The following is a 21046-nucleotide window of genomic DNA, read 5'->3' as shown; positions in this document are numbered from 1 at the left end:
CGCGGCGGCGGCAGCGCACGGGCGGTGCGGCGGCGGCAGCGCACGGGCGGTGCGGCGGGCGTGGCGGTGCGAGCGGGTCGGCGGGGTAAGCCGGGTGGCGAGTGGGAGGCAGCGGTAGGGGCGCTGGGGCGGCGGGTGGGGTCCGGTCCGCCGCGACCTCTTCCATCTACGGGACGCGCGAGGTGGCTAAAAGTCGCGGATCCTGCATCTCACACGATCGGGTGATGCTGGTCGGGTGGCCCGCGCAGGCCACCCTACCAGCGGTTTCAGTGGTCGCGCTGCTGTTCCGCCAGGAAGCGTTCGAACTCCGCGCCCAGCTCGTCCGCGCTCGGCAGCGGCCCGTCCGGCTCCACCAGCAAGTTCTCCGACGCCTCCGTGAACGCGTCGTACTGCCGCTCCAGCGCCGCCACCACCTGGGCCACCTCGTCGGACTCCGCCACCTGCCGCGCGATCTCCGCCTCGGTCCGCCGAGCGGACTCGTGCAGTTGCGCCGCCTGGACCACCAGGCCCGTCGACTTCGTGATCGCTTCCAACAGGTTCAGCGCCGCCGTCGGGTACGTGCCCTGGGCCAGGTAGTGCGGCACGTAGGCCGCGAAGCCCATGGCGTCGTGGCCGGACTCGCCCAACCGCAGCTCCAGCAGCGCCGCCAGGTTGCCGGGCACCTGGACCCGGCTGAACGGGCTCTTCTCCACCACCAGGTCCGGCCGGGTCGCGTGCGCGATCACGGTCAGCTTCCGCGTGTGCGGCACGCCCATGGGAATGCCGTGGAAGCTCACCGCCAAGCGCACGCCCCACCGGTCGATCAACGCCCGCACCGCCGCCACGACCGCCTCCCACCTGCGGTCCGGCTCGGGGCCGGTCAGCAGCAGGAACGGCGTGCCCACCGCGTCGTGCAGCAGGTACACCACCAGCTCCGGCGCGGCGTAGCTCTCCCAGCGGTCCGTGTCGAAGGTCATCGGCGGGCGCCTGGCCCGGTAGTCGAGGAGGTCGTCCACGTCGAAGCGCGCGACCACGCGGTGTTCGTGCACCGACAGCAGGTGCTCGACCAGCGCCGAGCCCGCGCCGCCCGCGTCCATGAAGCCGTCGAAGTGGTGCAGCAGCACCGCTCCGGTCAGGTCCGGGACGTCGGAGTCGACCTCGAACAGCTCCTCCGGGTCCTGCGCCACCACGTGCCTCCCTCACTCGGGTCTTCCTCCCCCGGTCAACGCCGCGCGACCGCTGATCCATTCCCCGATCCCGTCGAGCATCCGCGCCAACCCGAACTCGAACAGCGTGCCGAGGTCCATGTCCACCTCCGACCCCATGACCCGGGCGAACATCGGGAACCTCCCGGACGCCACCAGCGACGCCATGGCCCCCGCCTGCCGGGCCATCCACTCGTCCTCGGTGATGCCGGTCTGGTGCCGCTGGTCCGCCTCGTGCTCCAGGTTCACCGCGATGCCCCGCACGAACCCGAACAGCGTCACGGCCGCGTGCAGCGCCTCCTCGGCGGTCAGGCCGTGCCCGTCCAGCGCCTGCATGATCCACTCGGTGTGCGCGACCGCGTTGGGCAGCATCGTCGGCCGGGTCATCGAGATCGCGCCGGCCAGCCACGGGTGCCGGCTGAACAGGTCCCACTGGAGCCGCGCGACCGCCTCCAGCCGCTCCCGCCACCCGCCGGAACCGACCGGCGGCGGGGACGCGCCGAACGCGGTGTCGATCATGCGCACCACCAGTTCGTCCTTGCCGGGAACGTGCCGGTACAGCGACATCGCCGCCACCCCGAGCTGCCCGGCGACGCGGCGCATGGACAGCGCGGCCAGGCCCTCGGTGTCGGCGATGGCGAGCGCGGTGCGCACCACCGCGTCGGCGGTGAGGTCGTCCTTCACCACGGGCGGCGCCGCGGGCGCGGGGGACGACACGACCGTGCCGACACCGGCCACCGCGTGCACCAACCCCTCCTCGCGCAACGCCGCCAGCACCTTGGTCGCCGTCGCCATCGCCACGCCCCACCGCGCGGTGATCTCCCGCGTGGACGGCACCCGGTCGCCGGGGCGCAGCTCGCCCCGTGCGATGCGCTGCCGGATCTCGCCCGCGATCCGTTCGTAGACCATGACCACCTCCGCACTAGTGCACTACGGTAGTGCACTAGTGCACTGAATAGCAATTGAACTGCTAGTGCACTCATGTACGGTGTACGCATGAACACCGTATTGATCTCCGGCGCGAGCATCGCCGGCCCCGCCCTCGCCCACTGGCTGCGCCACCACGGCCTCACCCCGACCGTCGTCGAACGCGCCCCCGCGCCCCGCCCCGGCGGCCAGGCGGTGGACATCCGCGGCACCGCCCGCGAGGTCGTGGCGCGCATGGGCGTGCTGGACCAGGTCCGCGCCGCGCACACCGGGGCGCGGGGCATGGCGTTCGTCAACGCCGAGGGCAAGCGCACCTCGACCATGGCCGCGGACACGCTCGGCGACTCCGGCGGCGCGATCGCCGAGATCGAGATCCTGCGCGGCGACCTCGTCCGCATCCTCCACGACCGGACCGCCGACGACGTCGAGCACCTGTTCGACGACACCATCACGTCCCTCACCGAGACCCCCCACGGCGTCGAGGTCACCTTCGAGAAGTCGCCGACCCGCACGTTCGACCTGGTCGTCGGCGCGGACGGCCTGCACTCGAAGGTCCGGTCGCTCGCCTTCGGCCCCGAAGCGGACTTCACCCACGACATGGGCGCCTACACCGCGATCTTCAGCACCACTCGACGAACCGACTCCGACGGCTGGATGCTCCTGCACACCGTCCCCGGCCGCGCGGCGGGCATCTACCCGACGCCGGACGGCCGCGCGAAGGCCATGTTCACCTTCAAGTCCCCCGTCGTCCCGCACGACCGCCACGACGACGCCTTCCAGCGCGACCTGATCGCCCGGACCTACGCGCACGACGGCTGGGAGGTCCCGCGGCTGCTGGAGGACTTGCGCACCGCCGACGACTTCTACTTCGACCGCCTCTGCCAGGTCCGCCTGGACTCCTGGAGCCGCGGCCGGGTCGCCCTGCTCGGCGACGCCGCGTTCTGCGCCTCCCCGCTCGCGGGCAACGGCACCAGCATGGCGCTGGTCGGCGCGTACCTGCTGGCCGGCGAACTGGCCACCGCGCCCGACCACCGCACCGCGTTCCGCCGTTACGAGCAGCGGATGCGCGAGTACGTCGACAAGTGCCAGAAGTTCGCGCTCGGCGGCGTGGACGGGCTGCTGCCCAAGAGCCGGATGTTCATCCGCATGCGGGACCTCACGCTGCGGATCGTGCCGCACATCCCCGGTGGCGCCAGGATCTTCGGCGACCTGCAGAAGATCGCCAACACCGTGGCGCTCCCCGATTACCGCGGCGTGCGCATTTCTCCTTGACCTCCACCCAACTCCAGGTCTTACGTTTCGGCCATGGACATGGAAGTCACCGCGTGGATGTCGCTGTACCACATGACCAACGCGCAGAACGACAAGAAGCCCTTCTCCAAGGCGACCCTCAAGCGCATCTGGTCGTTCGCCCGGCCCCGCAAGGCCCGGCTCACGCAGTACCTCGTGGTCAGCGTCGTCGTGGCGGTGCTCGCGGTCGCGACGCCCGTGCTGGCCGGGCGGATCGTGGACGCGATCGTCAACGGCTCGTCCTACGAGGTGGTGCTGGGCCTGGCCGGGCTCATCGCGGGCATCGCGATCGCGGAGGCGGCGCTGGGGCTGTTCGCCCGGTGGCTGTCGGCGAGCATCGGCGAAGACCTCATCCTCGACCTGCGCACGACCGTGTTCGACCACGTCCAACGCATGCCGGTCGCGTTCTTCACGCGCACCCGCACCGGCGCGCTGGTGTCCCGGCTGAACAACGACGTGATCGGCGCGCAGCGGGCGTTCAGCGACACGCTGTCCAGCGTCGTGGGCAACCTGGTCACGCTGGTCCTGACGTTCGTCGTGATGATCGGCCTGTCGTGGCAGATCACGTTGCTGGCGCTGGTGTTGCTGCCGGTGTTCGTGCTGCCGGCCCGCCGGATGGGCACGCGCCTGGCCCGGCTGGAGCGCGAGGCCGCCAACCACAACGCCACCATGAGCACGCAGATGACCGAGCGGTTCTCCGCGCCGGGCGCGACGCTGGTGAAGCTGTTCGGGCGGCCCAGCCGGGAGTCGGCGGAGTTCGCGGTGCGGGCGCGGCGGGTGCGCGACATCGGGGTGCGCTCGGCGATGGTGCAGACCGTGTTCCTCACCGCGTTGACGCTGGTCTCCGCGCTGGCGTTGGCGCTGGTCTACGGGTTGGGCGGGTTCTACGCGCTGCGCGGCGAGCTGGACCCGGGCTCGGTGGTGGCGCTGGCGCTGCTGCTCACCCGCCTGTACGCGCCGCTGACCGCCCTGGCCAGCGCGCGGGTCGAGGTGATGAGCGCGCTGGTCAGCTTCGAGCGGGTGTTCGAGGTGCTCGACCTCAAGCCGCTGATCGAGGAGAAGCCGGACGCGCGGACCGTGCCGGACGGGCCGGTGTCGGTGGAGTTCGACGGGGTCGGGTTCGCCTACCCGTCGGCGGACAAGGTGTCGCTGGCCTCCCTGGAGGAGGTCGCGGCGCTGGACACGCGGGGTGGCGTGGACGTGCTGCACGACGTGTCCTTCCGCGCCGAACCGGGGCAACTGGTGGCGCTGGTCGGGTCGTCGGGCGCGGGCAAGTCGACCATCGCGTCCCTGCTGCCGCGCCTGTACGACGTGGACCGCGGCGCGGTGCGACTGTCCGGAGTGGACGTTCGCGACCTCAAGCTGTCGGCGATCCGGGACGCGCTGGGCATGGTCACCCAGGACGGGCACCTGTTCCACGAGTCGATCCGGGAGAACCTGCTGCTCGCGCGGCCGGAGGCGACCGAGGAGGAGGTGTGGGACGTGCTGCGCCGCGCGCGGCTGGCCGACCTGGTCGAGTCGCTGCCCGACGGGCTGGACACGGTCGTGGGCGAGCGCGGCTACCGGCTCTCCGGCGGCGAGCGGCAGCGGCTGACCATCGCCCGGCTGCTGCTGGCCCGCCCGCGCGTGGTCATCCTGGACGAGGCCACCGCCCACCTGGACTCGACGTCCGAGGCGGCGGTGCAGGCGGCGCTGGGTGAGGCGCTGGCCGGCCGCACCGCCGTGGTCATCGCGCACCGGCTGTCCACGATCCGCGCCGCCGACCAGATCCTGGTGGTCGAGGGCGGGCGGATCGTGGAGCGCGGCACGCACACCGACCTGCTCGCGGCCGGCGGCCGGTACGAGGAGCTGTACCGGACTCAGTTCGCCGAGGAGGCCCCGGTGTCCTGAGCCGGGAGGGTCGTCGCGGCGCGCAGGTCGTCGGCCTGCGCGCCGGCGACGTCCAGGGCGTTGAGCGCGTTGACGATCTTGCGCTCCTCGTAGGTGAAGTGGGTCTCCAGCAACGCCGCCAGGGTGTCTACTTCGGACTCGACGGTCTCCGGGTCCGGGTCCGCCAGGACCGCCGCGAGCCGGTTCATCGCGTCCACGATGATCCGGTGGTCGGCCACCAGCTCCTCGATGACCGGCGTGAGCCCGGGGTGGTGCGCCGCGAGCACCGGGAAGCCCCGGCCGTCCTCGGCGGTGTGGTGGTGGGTGAGCGCGCCGCAGAACGCCAGGCAGTGCGCGCGCAGGTCCACCAGCCGGTCCCCGTCGAGCCACGCGTCCAGGTCGTCGCGCAGGTCGGCGAGCTGCTCGCGCAGCGCGACGTGGGTCCGCACGAGCTGGTGGCCGAACGCGGTGATCCGGTCGGTCAAGCCAGGCCCTCGAAGTACGCCTTCTGCGACGGGTAGTAGTCGTCGAAGGAGGGGGCGGGCCCACCGGCCCGGACGGCGGCCAGCCGGTCGAGGTAGTACTCCCAACCCGGCCCGATCTCGCCGAGGCCCTCGACCGACTTCAGGTGGTGCACCAGCTTCAGCTCGGTCTCGCCGTCCACTTCGGACAGCAGGAGTTCGAGCTTCCACACGCCGTAGGAGTCGATGGTGGACACGGCCAGGCGCAGCGGCGCGGCGCACGCGTCGATGCGGGCCTCCATCCAGGGTTGGCCCTCCTCGAAGGCCATCTGCACCTTGATCCGGCGGCCCGGCGCGGCGTCGCCCTCCCAGGGGCCGAACCAGGCCGCGGTGCGCTCGGGGTCGGTCACGCTCGCCCACACGTCCTCGACGTGGGCGCGGAACGTGCGGGTCAGCACCAGGTCCACACCGGTGGGCGTCGGGACCAGGGTGGCGCTCGGTAACGGGGTCATGCCGTCCTCATCTCTCGTCTCGCGACCCCAGCGTAGCCACGATCGTCACCGGTCCGGCAGCGCTTTCAGATATGCCGTCAACGCGGCGTGGTAGGGCAGGACGGTGGTCAGGTCGGCGTACTCGTCGGGACCGTGCTGCCCGTCGCCGCCGATGCCGAAGATCACCGCGTCGATGCCGCGCTGGTGGTAGAACCGCGAGTCCGCCGCGCCGTGCTTGCGCAGCAGGTCGCCGCTGAACCCCTGGTCGCGGGCGGCCTTCCGGAGCGCTCGCACGTCGGGGCTGTCGGGGTCGGCCCGGTGCGGCGGCTCGACGTGGGACACCTCGACGTCCGCGCCGGTCAGCGCCTTGAGGTGCGCGGCGACCCGCGCCGGGTCGCGGAAGTCGGCGTCCTCGGGCGGGAACCGGATGTCCAGCCACGCCGACGCGTCGGCCGGGATCTGGTTGAGCGCGGTGTTGGCGGTCTCGACGCGGGCGACGTTGACGGTGGTCCGCCAGGCCTCCCCGGTGGGGGTCGGGTAGGCCTTGAGCAGGGCGTCCAGCGACCGCATGAGCCCCACCACGGCGTTGTCGCCCAGCCACGGGTAGGCGCTGTGCGCGGCCCGGCCGGTGACCGACAGCCGCGCGTTGACCAGCCCTTTGGACTCGGTGACCAGCCGCAACGCGCTGTGCTCGCCGATCACCACGAACCGCCCGGTGACGCCTTGCTCCAACTGGTGCAGCGTGCCGTCCCGGCCGCCGACCTCCTCGTCGGTGACCAGTTGCAGCCCCACCGGGAACGGCGTCGGCACGTCCCGGAACACCAGCGCCAGCACCAGCGCGGACAGCTTCATGTCCTGCGCGCCGCGCGCGTGCAGCCGGTTCCCGTCGCGCACCGGCGTGAACTGCTCGGGCGGGGCCGGGACCACGTCGAGGTGGGCGTTGAACAGCACCCGGAACTCCGGCCGCGCGCTCCCCCGGTACACCAGCGCGCTGGGTTTGCCGCGCGACTCGAACCGCTCCACCGTGAGGTCGGGTCCGAGCAGGTCGAGCACGAAGTCCAGGGCGCGCAGCAGGTCGGCGGGCCGGTCGGCGGTCGAGGGGATGCGCAGGAGGTCGTCGGCCAGGGCAAGGAACTCGTCGAGGTCCACGCACCCCATCGTGCCGGGTCACAGCCACCCGCGCCGCTGGGCGTGCAGGGCGAGCTGGAACCGGGTGGCCGCGCCCAGCCGGGTCATCAGCACCTCGACGCGGCGGAACAGCGTGCGGCGGCTGATCCCCAGCTCCCGCGCCACGTCCCCGTCCGGCACCCCGGCCGCGAGCAGCGCCAGCAGCCGGCGGTCGGCGGGCGGCAGGCGCGGCGGCGGCGGGTCGGTCGACAGGACCGGCAACGCCTCCCGCCAGGCCTGCTCGAACAACGCCACCAGCGCCGAGAACAACCCGCACGGCCGCACGACCAGCATGGTGTTGTGCACGTCGGCTTCCTTGATGGACAACGACACCAGCGCGCACGCGTCGTCCACGACCACCAGCTTGACCGGCACCGACGGCAGCACCCGGGCCTGCTCGCCCGCCCGCACGCACGGTTCGACGCACTCGGCGAGGTACCCGGGGTGGCGCAACGACTCCCGCGAGTACACGACCCGCTGCTTGACGCCACGCCGGAGCGTGGCCAGCGAGTCCTCGGTGGCGGTGGCGATCGGGAAGTACGGCGGCGAGTCGAACTGCCGGATCTCGGCCCGCGCGCTGACCCACGCCTGCCGCAGCCGGGGCCCGATCGCCTCGCCGGTCACCACCTCCACCAGGTCGTCGTTGTACCGGGCCAGCCGCGACCGCCGGAACGCCTCGAACGCGCCCGCCACCGCCACCCGCGCCTCGTCCAGCTCGGCGGCGCGGTGGCGGCGCAGGATCTCCAGGCCGGTCGCGGGCGGCAGCGGCGCGGCGGTGTCGGCGTCGTCGGACGCGGCGCACGCGAGGCCCGCGTCGACCAGCTCGGCGTAGGCGGCGCGGTCCAGCCGGCGCAGCGGCACCGGGCCGGTGTCCAGCAGTTCGAGGTAGACGGCGACCGCGTCGACGCTCATCCCCAGCCGCCGCAGGGCTTCACCGACCTTGGCGTTCGCCATGACGTGCGAAGTTAACAGCGGGCACGCCGCCCGCGCGACGTGCCCGCCCACCCGTTGCACCTAGTAGTCGATCGTGTTGTGGTACAGGCAGCTCAACGCGTTGCCGCCGACGTCGTGGCCGTCGGCCGCCCGGTGCGCCCAGAACTGGCGGAACGTGTCCGAGACGTGGCCCAGGAACGTCGTCCACAGCGGACCGGCCGGGTCCTCCGCGCACGTGTCACCGGGCTCGTCGGCGCTGTCGTGGAGGTCGATCATCGCGCCCAGCACGCGGCCTTCGACAGCGTCCCCGTCGTCCCAGTTCGCGGTGCCCCACGTCGGGCCTTCCACGTCCAGCGTGCGGCCGTCGGGCCAGCGGAACGTCGGGTCGCCCAGCACCGCCACGCCGTACCAGGTGGCGAAGCCCTCGGTCCAGGCGCAACCCGTGGAGCTGGTCTTGGTGATGTAGTGCGGCGAGCAGTTCGGCGCGGGCGGGAAGTCGTCCTCGTAGACGTCGTCCATGATCGCGTGGCCGAACTCGTGCAGCACCAGGATGTCGGAGTCCGGGTCCTCGGCGGCGAGGTGGACGGCGTTCTCCTGCAACGAGTAGTAGGTGCCGTCGGTGGAGTCGGGCGACCAGTTGATCCTGCCCTGGCGGCACGTGGTGTCGCGGGCGTCCCAGCACGCGCCGGGCGTCCAGTTCCAGGCCGCGTTCATGGTGTCGAACGCCGCCACGCCCCGCATCATCGCCGGGTCGGCCGGGTGGACGGTGCCGAAGTCCACGGCCGCGCCCGCGTTGGGGACGACGTCGGTGTAGAAGGAGTAGGACCGGCGGCTGCGGCCGTTGCGGATGGTCCAGTGGGCGTTCTCGGTGGCGGTCCGGACGTAGACGTCCTGGGCGGTGCCGTCCTCGTCGGTGTTCTCGTAGCACAGGCGGAACCGGCCGGTGGCGTCGGTGAGCCCGGTGGCGAGCAGGTCGTCCTGGCCGCTCGCGTCGTCGTCGTAGGCCCACACGCGGGCGTTGGGCGAGGTGCGGGCGACGCCGTCGTGGTCGACGTAGCCCCAGGTCCCGGTGGCGCAGGCGGTGCCGAGCGCGGCGGACGCCTCCCCGGCCGGCTTGTGCCGCGACCTCGGGTGGGCGGAGGTGGGGACGACGTCCGCGCGGACCGCCCGGTTCACCTCGGACACGGCGATCCCGTGCCGCGACCGCTGCGCGCCGACGGTGAGGAACGCGCTGCCCCGGTCCGACTCGACCCCGGCCCGCGCGACGACCTGGATCTGCGCGGTCCCTTCGGCGACCGCCCGGACCGTGCCGGACAGCCGCACGGGACGGTCGTGCTCGACGCGGGACGTGCCGGTCGCGTGGTGCGCCCGGCCCCGGTCGGCGGGCGCGGCGGAGGCGACGGTGCGGGTGCTCAGCCCGGCGGGCGCCCGCACCCATTCGAGGCCGGCGGGCAGGGACACGACCAGCTCGACGTCGGACCGGGCGGAGGTGGTGCGCACGTCGATGTCGAGCCGGGTTTCCGAGCCCAGGGCGGGCGCGTCGGCCAGCCGGACGGAGACGTCGAGGCAGCCCCGCCACTCCCCCGCGCCCTCGAACGGCGTGCAGGGGGCGGGTGCCGCTTCGGCGGAGGTGGCGGCGGAGAGGACGGCGGCGAGCAGGGCTGTGGGAGGCAGGACGCCTCGCAGCAGGTGCCGGATCATGTGATCCCTTTCGCGCAGGGTGCAAGGGGATCCGGGTCTACCAGAGCGGACGCCGCCCGGTGGCCGTCCAGTGCCGCCGGCACGACCCCGCCACGGGGTCAGAGCAGTTGTTCTTCTTGCGCCCGGCGCACGGCTTCCACCCGGTTGCGCGCGCCCAGCTTCTGCATGGCCGTCTGGAGGTAGGTCTTCACGGTGTTGCGGGTCAGGCCCAGCTCCTCGGCGATCTCCGGGTTGGTCCGGCCGGTCGCCGCGAGGCGGACCACCTCGTACTCCCGGCGGCTCAGCGACAGCCGGAACAGCCTGGCCTGCAACAGCGTCCCGCTCGACTCCCGCAGCCGCGGGTCGATCACCCGGACCCCGGCGGCGATCCGGCGCAACTGGGCCACCAGGTCCGTGTCGGTCACGTCCTTGAGCAGGCAGCCGTGCGCGCCGCCGGCGAGGGCCGCCGACAGGGCCGCGTGGTCGTCGTAGGCGGTGAAGATGACGACCTTCGCGGCGGGCGCGGCGGCCGTGATCCGCGGCAGGGCCTCGCTGCCGAGCATGTCCGGCAGGCGCAGGTCCAGCAGCACCAGGTCGGGCAGCAGGGCGCGGGCCCGGGTGACGGCGTCGCGGGCCGTCCGCGCCGAGCCGACGACCTCGATGTCCGGGGTCGAGGCCACCAGCGACCGCACCCCGTCGCACACGACGGGGTGGTCGTCCACCACCAGGATCCTCAACCGTGCTCCACCGCGTCCGCGTCGGCCAGGCCCAGGATCGCCACGGCCTGCCTGCGCATCTCCACCTTGCGGACCTTGCCGGTGACGGTCATCGGGAAGTCCTCGACCACGTGGACGTACCGCGGGATCTTGTGGTGGGCCAGCTTGCCCGTGCAGAACTCCCTGAGCGCCTCGGGCGTCAACGGCTCCGCTCCCGGGCGCAGGCGGACCCAGGCCATCAGCTCCTCGCCGTACCGGACGTCCGGCACGCCGATCACCTGCGCGTCCAGGACGTCCGGGTGGGTGTGGAGGAACTCCTCGATCTCGCGCGGGTACAGGTTCTCGCCACCGCGGATCACCATGTCCTTGATCCGGCCGGTGATGTTGACGTACCCCTCGTCGTCCATGACGGCCAGGTCACCGGTGTGCATCCACCGCGCCGCGTCGACGGCCTCGGCGGTCTTGTCCGGCTGCTCCCAGTAGCCCAGCATCACCGAGTAGCCGCGGGTGCACAGCTCGCCCGGCGTGCCGCGGGGCACGGTGCGACCGGTCTCCGGGTCCACCACCTTGACCTCCAGGTGCGGCAGCACGCGGCCGACCGTGGCGACCCGGCGGTCCAGCGAGTCGTCGCGGCGGGTCTGGGTGGACACCGGCGAGGTCTCGGTCATGCCGTAGGCGATGGACACCTCCCGCATGCCCATCCGCTCCACGACCTGCTTCATCACCTCCACCGGGCACGGCGAGCCCGCCATGATCCCGGTCCGCAGCGACGAGAGGTCGTGGCTGTCGAAGTCCGGCTCGGCCAGTTCGGCGATGAACATCGTCGGCACGCCGTAGAGCGAGGTGCACCGCTCCTCGGCCACCGCGCGCAGCGTCGCCGCCGGGTCGAACGCGGGCGCGGGGATGACCACGCACGCGCCGTGCGAGGTGGCGGCCAGGTTGCCCATGACCATGCCGAAGCAGTGGTAGAACGGGACCGGCACGCAGATGCGGTCGTTCTCGGTGTACCCCAGCAGCTCCCCGACGAAGAAGCCGTTGTTGAGGATGTTGTGGTGGGACAGGGTGGCGCCCTTGGGGAACCCCGTCGTGCCGGACGTGTACTGGATGTTGATCGGGTCGTCGGCGGACAGCTCCGGCCACTCCGGGTGGTCGTCGGAGCGCAGCTCGGTCCACTGTGGAGTGTCGAGCAGGACGACGTCCCGCAGGCCGGGGCAGTTCGGCCGCACCTGCTCGATCATCCCGGCGTAGTCGGAGGTCTTGAAGGACCGGGCCGCGACCAGGGTGCGGGCGCCGGACTGGTTGAGCACGTACTCCAGCTCGTGCACCCGGTAGGCCGGGTTGATGGTGACCAGGATCGCGCCGATGCGGGCGGTCGCGTACTGGACCACCACCCACTCGGCCCGGTTGGGCGACCAGATGCCGACCCGGTCGCCGGCGCGCACCCCGCGGTGGTGCAGGCCCGCGGCGACGGCGTCCACCTCCGCGCCGAGCTGCCGGTAGGTCCACCGCCGGCCCGTGGTCCGGTCGACCAGGGCCTCCCGGTCGCCGTGCGCGGCCACGGCGCGGTCGAGGTTGGCCGCGATGGTGTCGCCCAGCAGCGGCACGTCCGAGGTGCCCGACGAGTAGCTCAGCTGCGCCATCACCGGAACGTACCCCAGGTCACACGATCCCGACCTCTCCGGATGGAGAGGGCGCCGGCAGCTCGCAGCGCAGCACCGCGCCGCCTTCCTCGGTGGTGAGCAGGCTCAACGCGCCGCCCGCGCGCTCGACCTGGCGGCGCAGCGCGGGCAGCCCCGCGCCGGTGCCGCCGAGGGGTTCCTCGACGCCCACGCCGTCGTCCAGGACGGCGACCGTGACGCGGTCCGACACCGCCAGGGTGACCACGACCGAGCGGGCGCGGGCGTGCTTCTCCACGTTGAGCAGGCCCTCGTCCACCACCCGCTTGACCAGGGCGGCGCGGGCCGGGTCCAGCCTGGGCGTGCCGCCGACCGGCACGAAGCTCGCGGCGACGCCCGCGCGCTGGGTGAACGCGTGCACGGACTCGGCGATGTCGGCGGTCAGCCGCACCGGGTCCCGGTCGGACCCGACGCGCAACCGCGAGATCGACTCGCGCAACGCCATGCCCGCCGCCGCCAACTGCCGCTCGATGCGCTCCAACTGGTCGTCCACGCCGGGCACGGCCTGTTCGCGCAGCTTGCGCACCGACGAGCCGACACCGAACAGCATCGCGCCCACGCTGTCGTGCAGCGACGCCGCCAGCCGCCGCCGCTCCTCCACCACGGCCGTGTCGGCGAGCGTCACCGCGCCGTCGGCCACGTCCACCGCGAGGCCGGCGAGCCGCGCGAGCCCGCGCAACCCGTCGACCGCGTCGTCCCCCACCTCGGCCTCCCCCCGCACCGCCCCGTACAGCACGCCCCGGACCTCCCCGGTCCGGACGGGCACGGCGGCCATGCTGCCCAGGCCCTCGGCCCGGACGTGCGCGTCGAAGTCGTGCGTGATCCGGTCGGAGCGGTAGTAGTTGGGCACGACGATCGGGCTGCCCGCCGCCGCGACCCGCCCGCCGACCCCGAGCCCGATCGGCACCGGCAGGTCGTGCAGGCGGGAGTCGCGGGTGCCCGACCACAGCCGCAGCACCAGGTCCCGCCCCTCGACCAGGCCGATGAGGCTGACGTCGAACCCGAACTGCGCCCGGATCCGGTCGGCCAGCCGACGCAGCACGGCCCGCGTGTCGAGCAGGCTGACCCGCTCGGCACGCGCTCGTTCGAGGGCGTCCAGCTCGGCGAGCAGCTCGAAAACGTCATCGTCCACGTGGGCCTCCGGTTGGGCGACACGGTACCCGCGGGTCACGCGGGTCGCGGCACCAACTCCGCCCGGCCGGCCGCCGTCAGCCGCACCACGCACGCGCACGACACCAGGGCCGTGACCAGCAGGAACACCGCGACCGGCACGAACGTGCGGTACTGGGAGTACAGCCAGGTGGCGATGATCGGCGTGAACGCCCCGCCCAGCATGACGCCCACCTGGTAGCCCAGCGACGCCCCCGAGTAGCGCAGGCGGGCCGTGAACAGCTCCGAGAAGAACGCCGCCTGCGGCCCGTACATGGCCGCGAACAGCACCAGCGCGACCACCACCGCCAGCACCACCAGCCCCGGCGAACGGGTGTTGACCAGCAGGAACGCCGGGAACACCCACAGCCCGGTGGTCACCGCCCCGAACAGGTACACCGGCCGCCGCCCGATCCGGTCGGACAGGTGCGCGAACGCGAGCAGCGCCGGCACCTGCGCCACCGCGCCCCACATCACGGCGTTGAGCATGGTCGAGCGGGGCATGCCCAGCACGGTCGTGCCGTAGGACAGCAGGTAGGTCGCGAACAGGTAGAACCCGGCCCCGACGACGATCACCGCGCCGGCCGCGAGGGCGATGTTGCCGGGGTGGCGGCGCAGCACCTCCAGCACCGGCGACGACGCGGTCCCGGACGCCTTGACCTCGCGCATCGCGACCGTCTCCTCCAGCCGGAACTGCGCGTAGAGGGCGACCATGATCAACGCGATGGAGAACAGGAACGGCAACCGCCAGCCCCACGCCGCGAACTGCGCCTCGGTCAGCCACGCCGAGGTCCCCAGGAACACCAGTGTGGACAGCACCAGCCCGACCGGCACCCCGAGCTGCGCGAAGCTGCCGTACAGGCCGCGCCGGTGCGGCGGGGCGTTCTCGGTCGCGATGAGCACCGCGCCGCCCCACTGCCCACCCACGGCGACGCCCTGCGCGAGCCGGAGCACCACCAGGGCGATCGGGGCCAGCACGCCGACGGTGGCGTACGTGGGCAGCAGCCCGATCAACGTCGTCGAGCCGCCCATCAGGAACAGGGCCGTGACCAGCGCGGCCTTGCGCCCGACCTTGTCGCCGAGGTGCCCGAACACCATCCCGCCCAACGGCCGCGCCGCGAAGCCGACCGCGAACGTGCTGAACGCGAGCAGCGTGCCGGCCAGCGGGTCGGCGGTCGGGAAGAACAGCTTGTTGAAGATCAGCGCCGCCGCCGTGCCGTAGATGAAGAAGTCGTACCACTCGATGGCGGAGCCGGAACTGCTCACCGCGATGATCTTGGCCAGTTTCATGGGCTGCTCCCGGGTCGGTCGGATGCACGACCGTGACGCGGGTCTCAGCCGTGCGGTACCTCCCGATGGAGAGGGTCTATCCGGTTGCCGCGGGTGGGCGGGCCGGTCACAGTGGGCCGCATGCGCACCATCGGCCTGATCGGCGGCATGAGCTGGGAGTCGTCGGCGGAGTACTACCGGCTGCTCAACGAGGAGACACGGCGCAGGCTGGGCGGGCACCACTGCGCGCCCAGCCTGTTGCTGACCGTGGACTTCGCGGAGGTCGAGCAGTTGCAGCGGACCGGGCAGTGGGACCGGGCGGGGGCGCTGCTCGCCGACGCCGCGCGGACGTTGGAGAAGGCGGGCGCGGAGCTGGTCCTGTTGTGCACGAACACGATGCACAAGGTGGCTTCGGTCGTTTCGGGTGCGGTGGGGGTGCCCTTCGTGCACATCGTGGACGCGACGGCGCAGCGGTTGACCAGCCGTCGGGTCGGGTTGCTGGGGACGCGGTTCACGATGGAGCAGGACTTCTACCGGGAACGCATGGCCCGGCACGGGATCGAGGTGATCGTGCCCGACGAGCCGGACCGGACGGTGGTGCACGACGTGATCTACCAGGAGTTGACGCGCAACAGGGTGGTCGAGGCTTCGCGGGCGCGTTATCGCGAGGTGATGGCGCGGTTGGTCGAGCGTGGTGCCGAGGCGGTGGTCTTGGGGTGCACGGAGATCACGTTGTTGGTGGACCAGTCCGACTGTGCCGTGCCGTTGGTGGACTCGACGCGCAGCCACGTTGAGGCCGCGGTGGAGTTGGCGTTGGGTTAGCGGCCGGTCCTCTGGTGGGCGGTGTTGGTGGGGGTGCCGTAGTAGTAGGCCCGGACGCGGTAGGTGGCGTGTTTCTCGGTCGGCAGGGTGATCAGGCCGAACGAGGTCGTGTCGGGGTCCAGTGCCGCCGCGACCGTGAAGTGGTGGTGGGTGCGGACTTCGAGGAGGTAGCCCTGTTCGTCCCGGGCGTTGTCGGTCCAGGTGAACAGGATTCCGTTGGCGTGCTTGACGGTTGCCATGAGGTTGGTGGGTGCGGCGGCGGGGGTGCGGATCGGGTGGGTGCCGGTCGGCGAGGTCTTCGGCGCCGCCCACTCGTGCCCGTCCTCTGTGGACACTTCGTCGCCGGGTGGCAGGGTGATCGTCGTTTCGGCGGTGGTGGGGCCGTAGTACGGCCTGATCCGGTAGTGGAAGGTCGTTTCCGGGATCAGGTCGGGGTGGTCGTGGGTGGCCGTGTCGGGTGGGGCGAACTGGAGCACGGTGTGGTCGCCGTCGGGTTCGTGGGCGTACTCGACGACTTGACCGGCGGTGTTCGGGGAGGGGTGCCAGGCCAGGTGGATGTCGGTGGGTGAGGTGAGGGTGGCCGTGAGGGGTGGGGTGAGGGGTGCGGTGAGGCCGCTGGGCTCCTGGGTTGCGTGGGTTGATTGGGTTGTGCAGGACGCCAGGAGCGCCAGCGGGAGGAGCAGTCGTTTCACTTGCGCCAGAACCTCACGCCGCTCCAGACGACGGTGACCGGACCCTGCCCGCTCGCGGTGCGGTAGGCCCCGAACTTGTCGTAGTAGCTGCCGCTCGGGCTGGACACGGTGTGCCGGAGTGAGCCGTTGATGTAGGTGCGGTGCGCGTTGCCGATGGCGTGGACGGTGTTGACGCGCACGGTGGTGCCGACGGTCGCCCCACTGGCGATGGTGGTGCCGCCGTGCACCGCGTAGAGCCGTCCGCCGCGTTCGACGGCCAGCATGAAGTAGGGGCCGGCGTCGGAGCCGTCCCGGAAGGTCTGTTTGAGGCTGATCCGCGTGCCACCCATGCTGGTGATGCGGAAGGACCCTTCGAACTGCCTGGTCCCGCCGGTGTGGGTGGCGTAGCGGCGCTCGGCGCGTTGGTCGCCGGAGGCGGTGGAGCAGGTGAGGCGGAAGGTGAGGTCTGTGACGTCACCGCAGCCGCGTTCCTGGACGGTGAAGGACGGGGAGTAGGCGGTCCAGGGCCCGGACTCTACTTGCGCTTGCGCGGGTGTGGCGAGAGCGAGAAGCGTGATGAGGGCGGCTACTGGTGTCAGGTGCCGTGCAATCACGGGTCTACCTCCTGGTCGCCCCATGCGGGTGGGGCTCGAACCAAGGCGGTGGCCCGACAATTGTAAAGGATCCTTACTTTGCCGTTCAAGCCCCTGAAGGGCTCGGTCACGTTTCGCGTGGGCGTGGGAGGGGAGAGTGCGGCAGAGTGGGTGTATGGAGTTGACGCCGCGAGGACTGCTGGATCTGGCTCGGACGACTGTCGAGACGGCCGTCTCGGTGCCGGGGCGGGTGTTGGGGTTGTTGGAGGCCGCTGAGCAGGTGGTTCGGCGGGCTGACGGGTTGGTGTCGCGCACCGAGCGCGTGTTGGACGAGACCGAGGCGCTGGTGGACCGGGCCGGGGCGGCGGTTCGGGGGACCGAGGCGCTCATGGCTCGGGCCGAGGTGGTCACGGCGGCGGCCGAGCGGGTCACCACCGACGCCGGGCACACCGCCCGCGCCTCCCGCGAGCTGATGGACGACTACGCCCCGCTCGCCCAGCGCGCCCACCCCCTCGCATCGCGGTTCGTCGACGAATTGTCCGCCCACGAAGTGGACGCGGCGATCGAGCTGGTCGACCAGCTTCCCGTGCTCACCAAGCACCTGATCAACGACGTCCTCCCCATGCTGTCCACTTTGGACCGCGTCGGGCCGGACATCCACCAGCTCCTCGAAGTCACCAACGACGTGCGCCAGGCCATCCTGGGCATCCCCGGCTTCGCGTTCCTCCGCCGCCGCGGCGAGGACAAGGAGGACCGGGGCGAGGTTCCCGAGATCGACTGAGCACCCCGCCCCCTCCCCCGGTCACCTCAGGCCGTAGGCCCGGATGACCGTCTGCTCGAACGCGTTGCCGGCCGCGTCACGGGCCTTGGTCCTCAACGACACGAACCGGGCGTCGGCGGGGTGGTTGACGAAGGCCAGCCAGCGCTTGCCGATCTTCGCCACCCGCGCGACCCGCCACGTCTTGCCGTCGTCGTACGACACCTGCACCTCCGTGGTGTCCACGCCGTCCGTGGACGCGCCACCGTTGCGTTGGGCGTAGATCGGGATGACGAACGGCGTGCCGGCCTTGGCCCGGTTCCGGTCGTCCAGCACCGGCGCGAAGCGGACCACGAACAGCGGCAGCGCCACCGGCTCGCCCGGGACGTGCTGCGAGCCGAACGTCCACTTCGCGTCGATCTCCGTGGACAGCTCCGCCACCCCCGACCGGCTCGCCCGCACGGTCAGCTCGTACGTCCCCGGCTCGGCGGGCACGTTGGCCAGGCCGCTGCCGTCGGTGTCGATGCCGCCGATCCGCACCCCGTCCTTGAACAGCTCCGTGTACGCCTTGGTCACCTCGGAGTAGCCGTAACGGGTCTCGCCCTGGTCGGTGTACATCGGGATGTCGAACGCCATCACGTCACCGCGCCGCCCCGCCCAGCCGTCGGGCCGGTCGACGGCGGGCAGGGCCGGGCCGAAGACCGCCGCGTTCCACCGCTCGTTGGTCGTGGTGCCCGCCTCGAACCGCCGGTGCCGCGTCTCGTACAGGCTGGTCTCGCGGTACCCCTCGGCCATCCGCATCTGGGCGAAGTGGGTGGGCCACGCGGCCTCGGGCGAGAAGTACTCCGCCACGCGCAACGGCAGCGGCCCGCCGGCGAGGAACTCGCGGTAGCCCCGCTTGTCGGGGGCCTGCGCGGCCGAGACGGTGTTCACGCGGGCCAGGTCGCGGTCGGCGAAGGCGTGGTGCAGGTCCTCCGGCACGCCGCCGTCGTGGGTCCAGAACACGTTGTACTGGTACGGGCTCCCCTCGAAACCGCCCTGGCCGTCGGGCCGGGCGAGCGTCGTCGTGACCGCGTACCGGGCCGACCCCGGCAGCGAGGTGCGCGACGGCACCCACAGCAGGCGGTCGAAGTCCCGGCCGTAGTCGCCGGAGTTGGTGTAGCCCCAGGCGGTCTTGATCTCCAGCAGCATCACCGTGTGGCCCGACCGGGCGTCGGGGCGGTCGAGGGTGACGGAGTTCTCGCGACCCAGCGCGGCGTCCAGTGGCAGGTGGTGGTCCCGGTCCACGATCAGCGCCGGCTCAGCGTACCGGGTGCTCCACCACAGGCCGTCGATGTTGGTGATGAGCGAGGAGTCGAAGAAGTACCGGCCCTTCGGCAGCCGCACGACGACCTCGTCCGCGCCGAAGCCGGAGAACTGCCGGCGCTGGTCGAGGTCCACGAACCGGTGGTAGAAGTACGGCGACGGCTGTCCACTGTGGTCGGTCGTGGTCAGCTTGACGTCGTAACTCTCGACCTCCTTGGTGAACGACAGCGCGGTGCGCAGCTCGACGCCGTCACCGGCGGCCAGGACGACCCCGCTGTACCCGCCGTCGGGCGCGTCGAGGGACGTGGTGGCCGTGACGACGACCTCGCTCCGCCCGCCCGCGGGGACGGTAACCTCCGCCGGGGTGACGGTGACCAGGCCCGCGGGGGCCGGCGCGCCGTCCGCGCCCCGCACGTCCGGGGTGAAGCGCAGGGTGACCGGGGTGGCGCCGTCGTTGGTGTAGGTGAGGGTCCTGGTGATCGGCGCGTCGTCGTGGTGCGGCCAGCGGGCGACGCCGAGGGCGAGGTTCGCCTGGTCCACGGTGGTGGTCTGGCGGTCGGCGCGGGCCAGGTCGAGCCGTCCGGTGCCCTGGTGGTGGGTGGCGACGGCCGGGTTGGGCGTGGCGCTCGCGGTCAGCGCGGCCTTGATCCGATCGGCCTTCCAGTCCGGGTGCCGCGCGGCCAGGACCGCCGCCGCGCCGGCGACGTGCGGCGCGGCCATGGACGTGCCGGAGAGCGCGACGTGGGCGTCCCCGACCGGGGTGCCCATGCTGCCGTTGCGGGCCTTGGCCGCGACGATGTCCACGCCGGGCGCGGTGATGTCGGGCTTGATCGCGCCGTCGCCGAGGCGCGGGCCGCGGGAGGAGAACTCGGCGAGCGCGTCGTCCCGGTCCACCGCGCCGACGGTCAGCGCCGCGTCGGCGGCGGCGGGCGTGCCGAGGGACTGCTCGCGCGGGCCGCTGTTGCCCGAGGACGCGACGAACAGCGCGCCGCTCTCGGCGGTGAGCCGGTTGACCGCCTGGGACAGCGGGTCCTCGCCGTCGCCGGCCGAGGAGGACCCGAAGCTCATGTTGACGACGTCGGCCCCGGCCGCGACGGCCCACTCCATGCCCGCGATGGCGTCGGAGGTCCGGCCGCGACCGCTGTCGCTGAGCACCTTGACGTTGAGCAGCTTCGCGTCCGGGGCGACGCCCTGGTAGCGGCCGGAACCGGTGATGGTGGCGGCGACGTGCGTGCCGTGGCCGGCGCGGTCGTCGGTGCTGTCGCTGTCGGCGAACAACGCGGAGTCCACGACGGCGTCGGCCAGGTCGGGGTGCGTGACGTCGATGCCGCTGTCCAGCACGGCCACCGTCGCGCCGGCCCCGGTGTGCCCGGCCTGCCACGCCGACGGCGCGCCGACCTGCGCGACGCTGCGGTCGAGGGTCGCCTCCACCGGCGCGTCCAGCCACACCGAGCGCACGCCGGCCGCGCGGTCGGTCCAGAACGGCGTCTTCTTGTCCGCTTCGAACGCCACGCCCCGCACGCTGGCCAGCGCCCGACCGCCGGCGGCCCGGAACGAGCCGTCCTCGGACGTCACGATCAGCGGCGTCCTGTCGGTGCGGGCGTCGTCGAAGCCGTACCGGATCAGCGCGCCGACGTCGAAGAGCCGGGGGTCGATCCGGTCGGCGGCGATGTCGGCCACCACGTCGTGCGGCGTCACGTGCACGCTGCCGTCGAGGTCGGTCCGCACCGCGAACCCGACCCCGTCCCGCCCGACCCCCGGCACCACGGACACCCGCCCGCCGCGCACGCCGACCCGGTCCCCGGTCACCAACGTGACCTCGCCGTCGCCCCCTCCGACACCCGGCACCATCCCGACCCCGCCGCCCACCCACGAGTACCGGGCACTGTCGGTCCCCCGTGCGAGAATCGAACCGGGGGCCGGAGGCCACCCCTCGGGCACCGCCGACGTGGCCGGCGCGGCGGCGACCACCCCGCCGACGGCCAACGCGACCGCCCACAACCGCCTGGATCTGCGGCTCATGCACACTCCCCAGTAACGTGGCAGCACCCAACCGGCCGCCACCGAACGCCACTAGAAGGTCACG

At 72.4% G+C, this 21046-nt stretch carries 18 protein-coding genes; 4 read left to right on the top strand and 14 right to left on the bottom strand.

Annotated elements, in window-relative coordinates; all coding sequences use genetic code 11:
• Positions 1-266 precede the first annotated feature (266 nt).
• Complete coding sequence (locus tag AB0A74_RS26355) at positions 267-1166, bottom strand: PAC2 family protein (RefSeq protein ID WP_358253441.1); 900 nt, start codon at positions 1164-1166, stop codon at positions 267-269.
• Positions 1167-1178: 12 nt separating this feature from the next.
• Positions 1179-2093 carry a TetR/AcrR family transcriptional regulator C-terminal domain-containing protein gene (locus tag AB0A74_RS26350; protein WP_358253439.1) on the bottom strand — a complete coding sequence of 305 codons (915 nt, stop codon included), beginning with the start codon at positions 2091-2093 and terminating at the stop codon, positions 1179-1181.
• Between the two features lie 87 nt (positions 2094-2180).
• Between AB0A74_RS26350 and AB0A74_RS26345 the strand changes: the two genes are divergently transcribed.
• Both AB0A74_RS26345 and AB0A74_RS26340 read left to right on the top strand, forming a co-directional pair.
• Positions 2181-3383, top strand: a complete 1203-nt coding sequence (locus AB0A74_RS26345) for an FAD-dependent monooxygenase (protein WP_358253437.1) — start codon at positions 2181-2183, stop codon at positions 3381-3383.
• A 39-nt stretch (positions 3384-3422) separates the two neighbouring features.
• The gene (locus AB0A74_RS26340; RefSeq protein ID WP_358253446.1) at positions 3423-5291 is read left to right on the top strand and encodes an ABC transporter ATP-binding protein; all 1869 of its coding nucleotides are present in this window, start codon (positions 3423-3425) and stop codon (positions 5289-5291) included.
• Here the strand turns inward: AB0A74_RS26340 and AB0A74_RS26335 are convergent.
• The 9 genes from AB0A74_RS26335 to AB0A74_RS26295 form a co-directional block, all read right to left on the bottom strand.
• A complete protein-coding gene (locus AB0A74_RS26335; protein ID WP_358253436.1) occupies positions 5261-5755 on the bottom strand; it encodes a hemerythrin domain-containing protein in 495 nt (164 codons plus the stop codon). The two genes, AB0A74_RS26340 and AB0A74_RS26335, sit on opposite strands and share 31 nt — an antisense overlap.
• A complete protein-coding gene (locus AB0A74_RS26330) occupies positions 5752-6243 on the bottom strand; it encodes an SRPBCC family protein (protein WP_358253434.1) in 492 nt (163 codons plus the stop codon). Before AB0A74_RS26330 ends, AB0A74_RS26335 begins: the two co-directional genes overlap by 4 nt.
• Before the next feature lie 45 nt (positions 6244-6288).
• Positions 6289-7380: a M20/M25/M40 family metallo-hydrolase gene (locus tag AB0A74_RS26325; RefSeq protein ID WP_358253432.1), complete on the bottom strand. Its 1092-nt coding sequence runs from the start codon at positions 7378-7380 to the stop codon at positions 6289-6291.
• 9 nt (positions 7381-7389) lie between these two features.
• Positions 7390-8343 (bottom strand): transcriptional regulator TrmB, encoded by a 954-nt coding sequence (locus tag AB0A74_RS26320; RefSeq protein ID WP_358253430.1) that lies wholly within the window; start codon positions 8341-8343, stop codon positions 7390-7392.
• 60 nt (positions 8344-8403) lie between these two features.
• Positions 8404-10023, bottom strand: coding sequence for a hypothetical protein (locus AB0A74_RS26315; RefSeq protein ID WP_358253428.1), 1620 nt, complete (start codon positions 10021-10023; stop codon positions 8404-8406).
• Between the two features lie 98 nt (positions 10024-10121).
• Positions 10122-10739, bottom strand: coding sequence for a response regulator transcription factor (locus AB0A74_RS26310; RefSeq protein WP_358253426.1), 618 nt, complete (start codon positions 10737-10739; stop codon positions 10122-10124).
• Positions 10736-12358 (bottom strand): AMP-binding protein, encoded by a 1623-nt coding sequence (locus tag AB0A74_RS26305; protein ID WP_358253424.1) that lies wholly within the window; start codon positions 12356-12358, stop codon positions 10736-10738. Before AB0A74_RS26305 ends, AB0A74_RS26310 begins: the two co-directional genes overlap by 4 nt.
• A 19-nt stretch (positions 12359-12377) precedes the next feature.
• Positions 12378-13526 (bottom strand): GAF domain-containing protein, encoded by a 1149-nt coding sequence (locus AB0A74_RS26300; protein WP_358253423.1) that lies wholly within the window; start codon positions 13524-13526, stop codon positions 12378-12380.
• A 35-nt stretch (positions 13527-13561) separates the two neighbouring features.
• A complete protein-coding gene (locus AB0A74_RS26295; RefSeq protein WP_358253421.1) occupies positions 13562-14833 on the bottom strand; it encodes an MFS transporter in 1272 nt (423 codons plus the stop codon).
• Positions 14834-14953: 120 nt separating this feature from the next.
• Between AB0A74_RS26295 and AB0A74_RS26290 the strand changes: the two genes are divergently transcribed.
• A complete protein-coding gene (locus AB0A74_RS26290; protein WP_358253419.1) occupies positions 14954-15634 on the top strand; it encodes an aspartate/glutamate racemase family protein in 681 nt (226 codons plus the stop codon).
• On the opposite strand, the gene AB0A74_RS26285 is transcribed toward AB0A74_RS26290, so the two are convergent.
• Complete coding sequence (locus AB0A74_RS26285) at positions 15631-16326, bottom strand: fibronectin type III domain-containing protein (protein ID WP_358253417.1); 696 nt, start codon at positions 16324-16326, stop codon at positions 15631-15633. The genes AB0A74_RS26290 and AB0A74_RS26285 overlap by 4 nt on opposite strands.
• Positions 16323-16919, bottom strand: coding sequence for a hypothetical protein (locus tag AB0A74_RS26280; protein ID WP_358253415.1), 597 nt, complete (start codon positions 16917-16919; stop codon positions 16323-16325). Before AB0A74_RS26280 ends, AB0A74_RS26285 begins: the two co-directional genes overlap by 4 nt.
• 154 nt (positions 16920-17073) lie before the next feature.
• Between AB0A74_RS26280 and AB0A74_RS26275 the strand changes: the two genes are divergently transcribed.
• Entirely contained in the window at positions 17074-17679 is a 606-nt protein-coding gene (locus AB0A74_RS26275) for a hypothetical protein (RefSeq protein ID WP_358253413.1), read from the top strand.
• Positions 17680-17700: 21 nt separating this feature from the next.
• Here the strand turns inward: AB0A74_RS26275 and AB0A74_RS26270 are convergent, their stop codons facing one another.
• Positions 17701-20982: a S8 family serine peptidase gene (locus tag AB0A74_RS26270; RefSeq protein WP_358253411.1), complete on the bottom strand. Its 3282-nt coding sequence runs from the start codon at positions 20980-20982 to the stop codon at positions 17701-17703.
• Positions 20983-21046: the final 64 nt, after the last annotated feature.

The organism is Saccharothrix sp. NPDC042600 (assembly GCF_040647305.1).
Taxonomy (GTDB): Bacteria; Actinomycetota; Actinomycetes; order Mycobacteriales; family Pseudonocardiaceae; genus Actinosynnema; species Actinosynnema mutabilis.
This window is presented reverse-complemented; position numbering and strand designations above follow the sequence as displayed.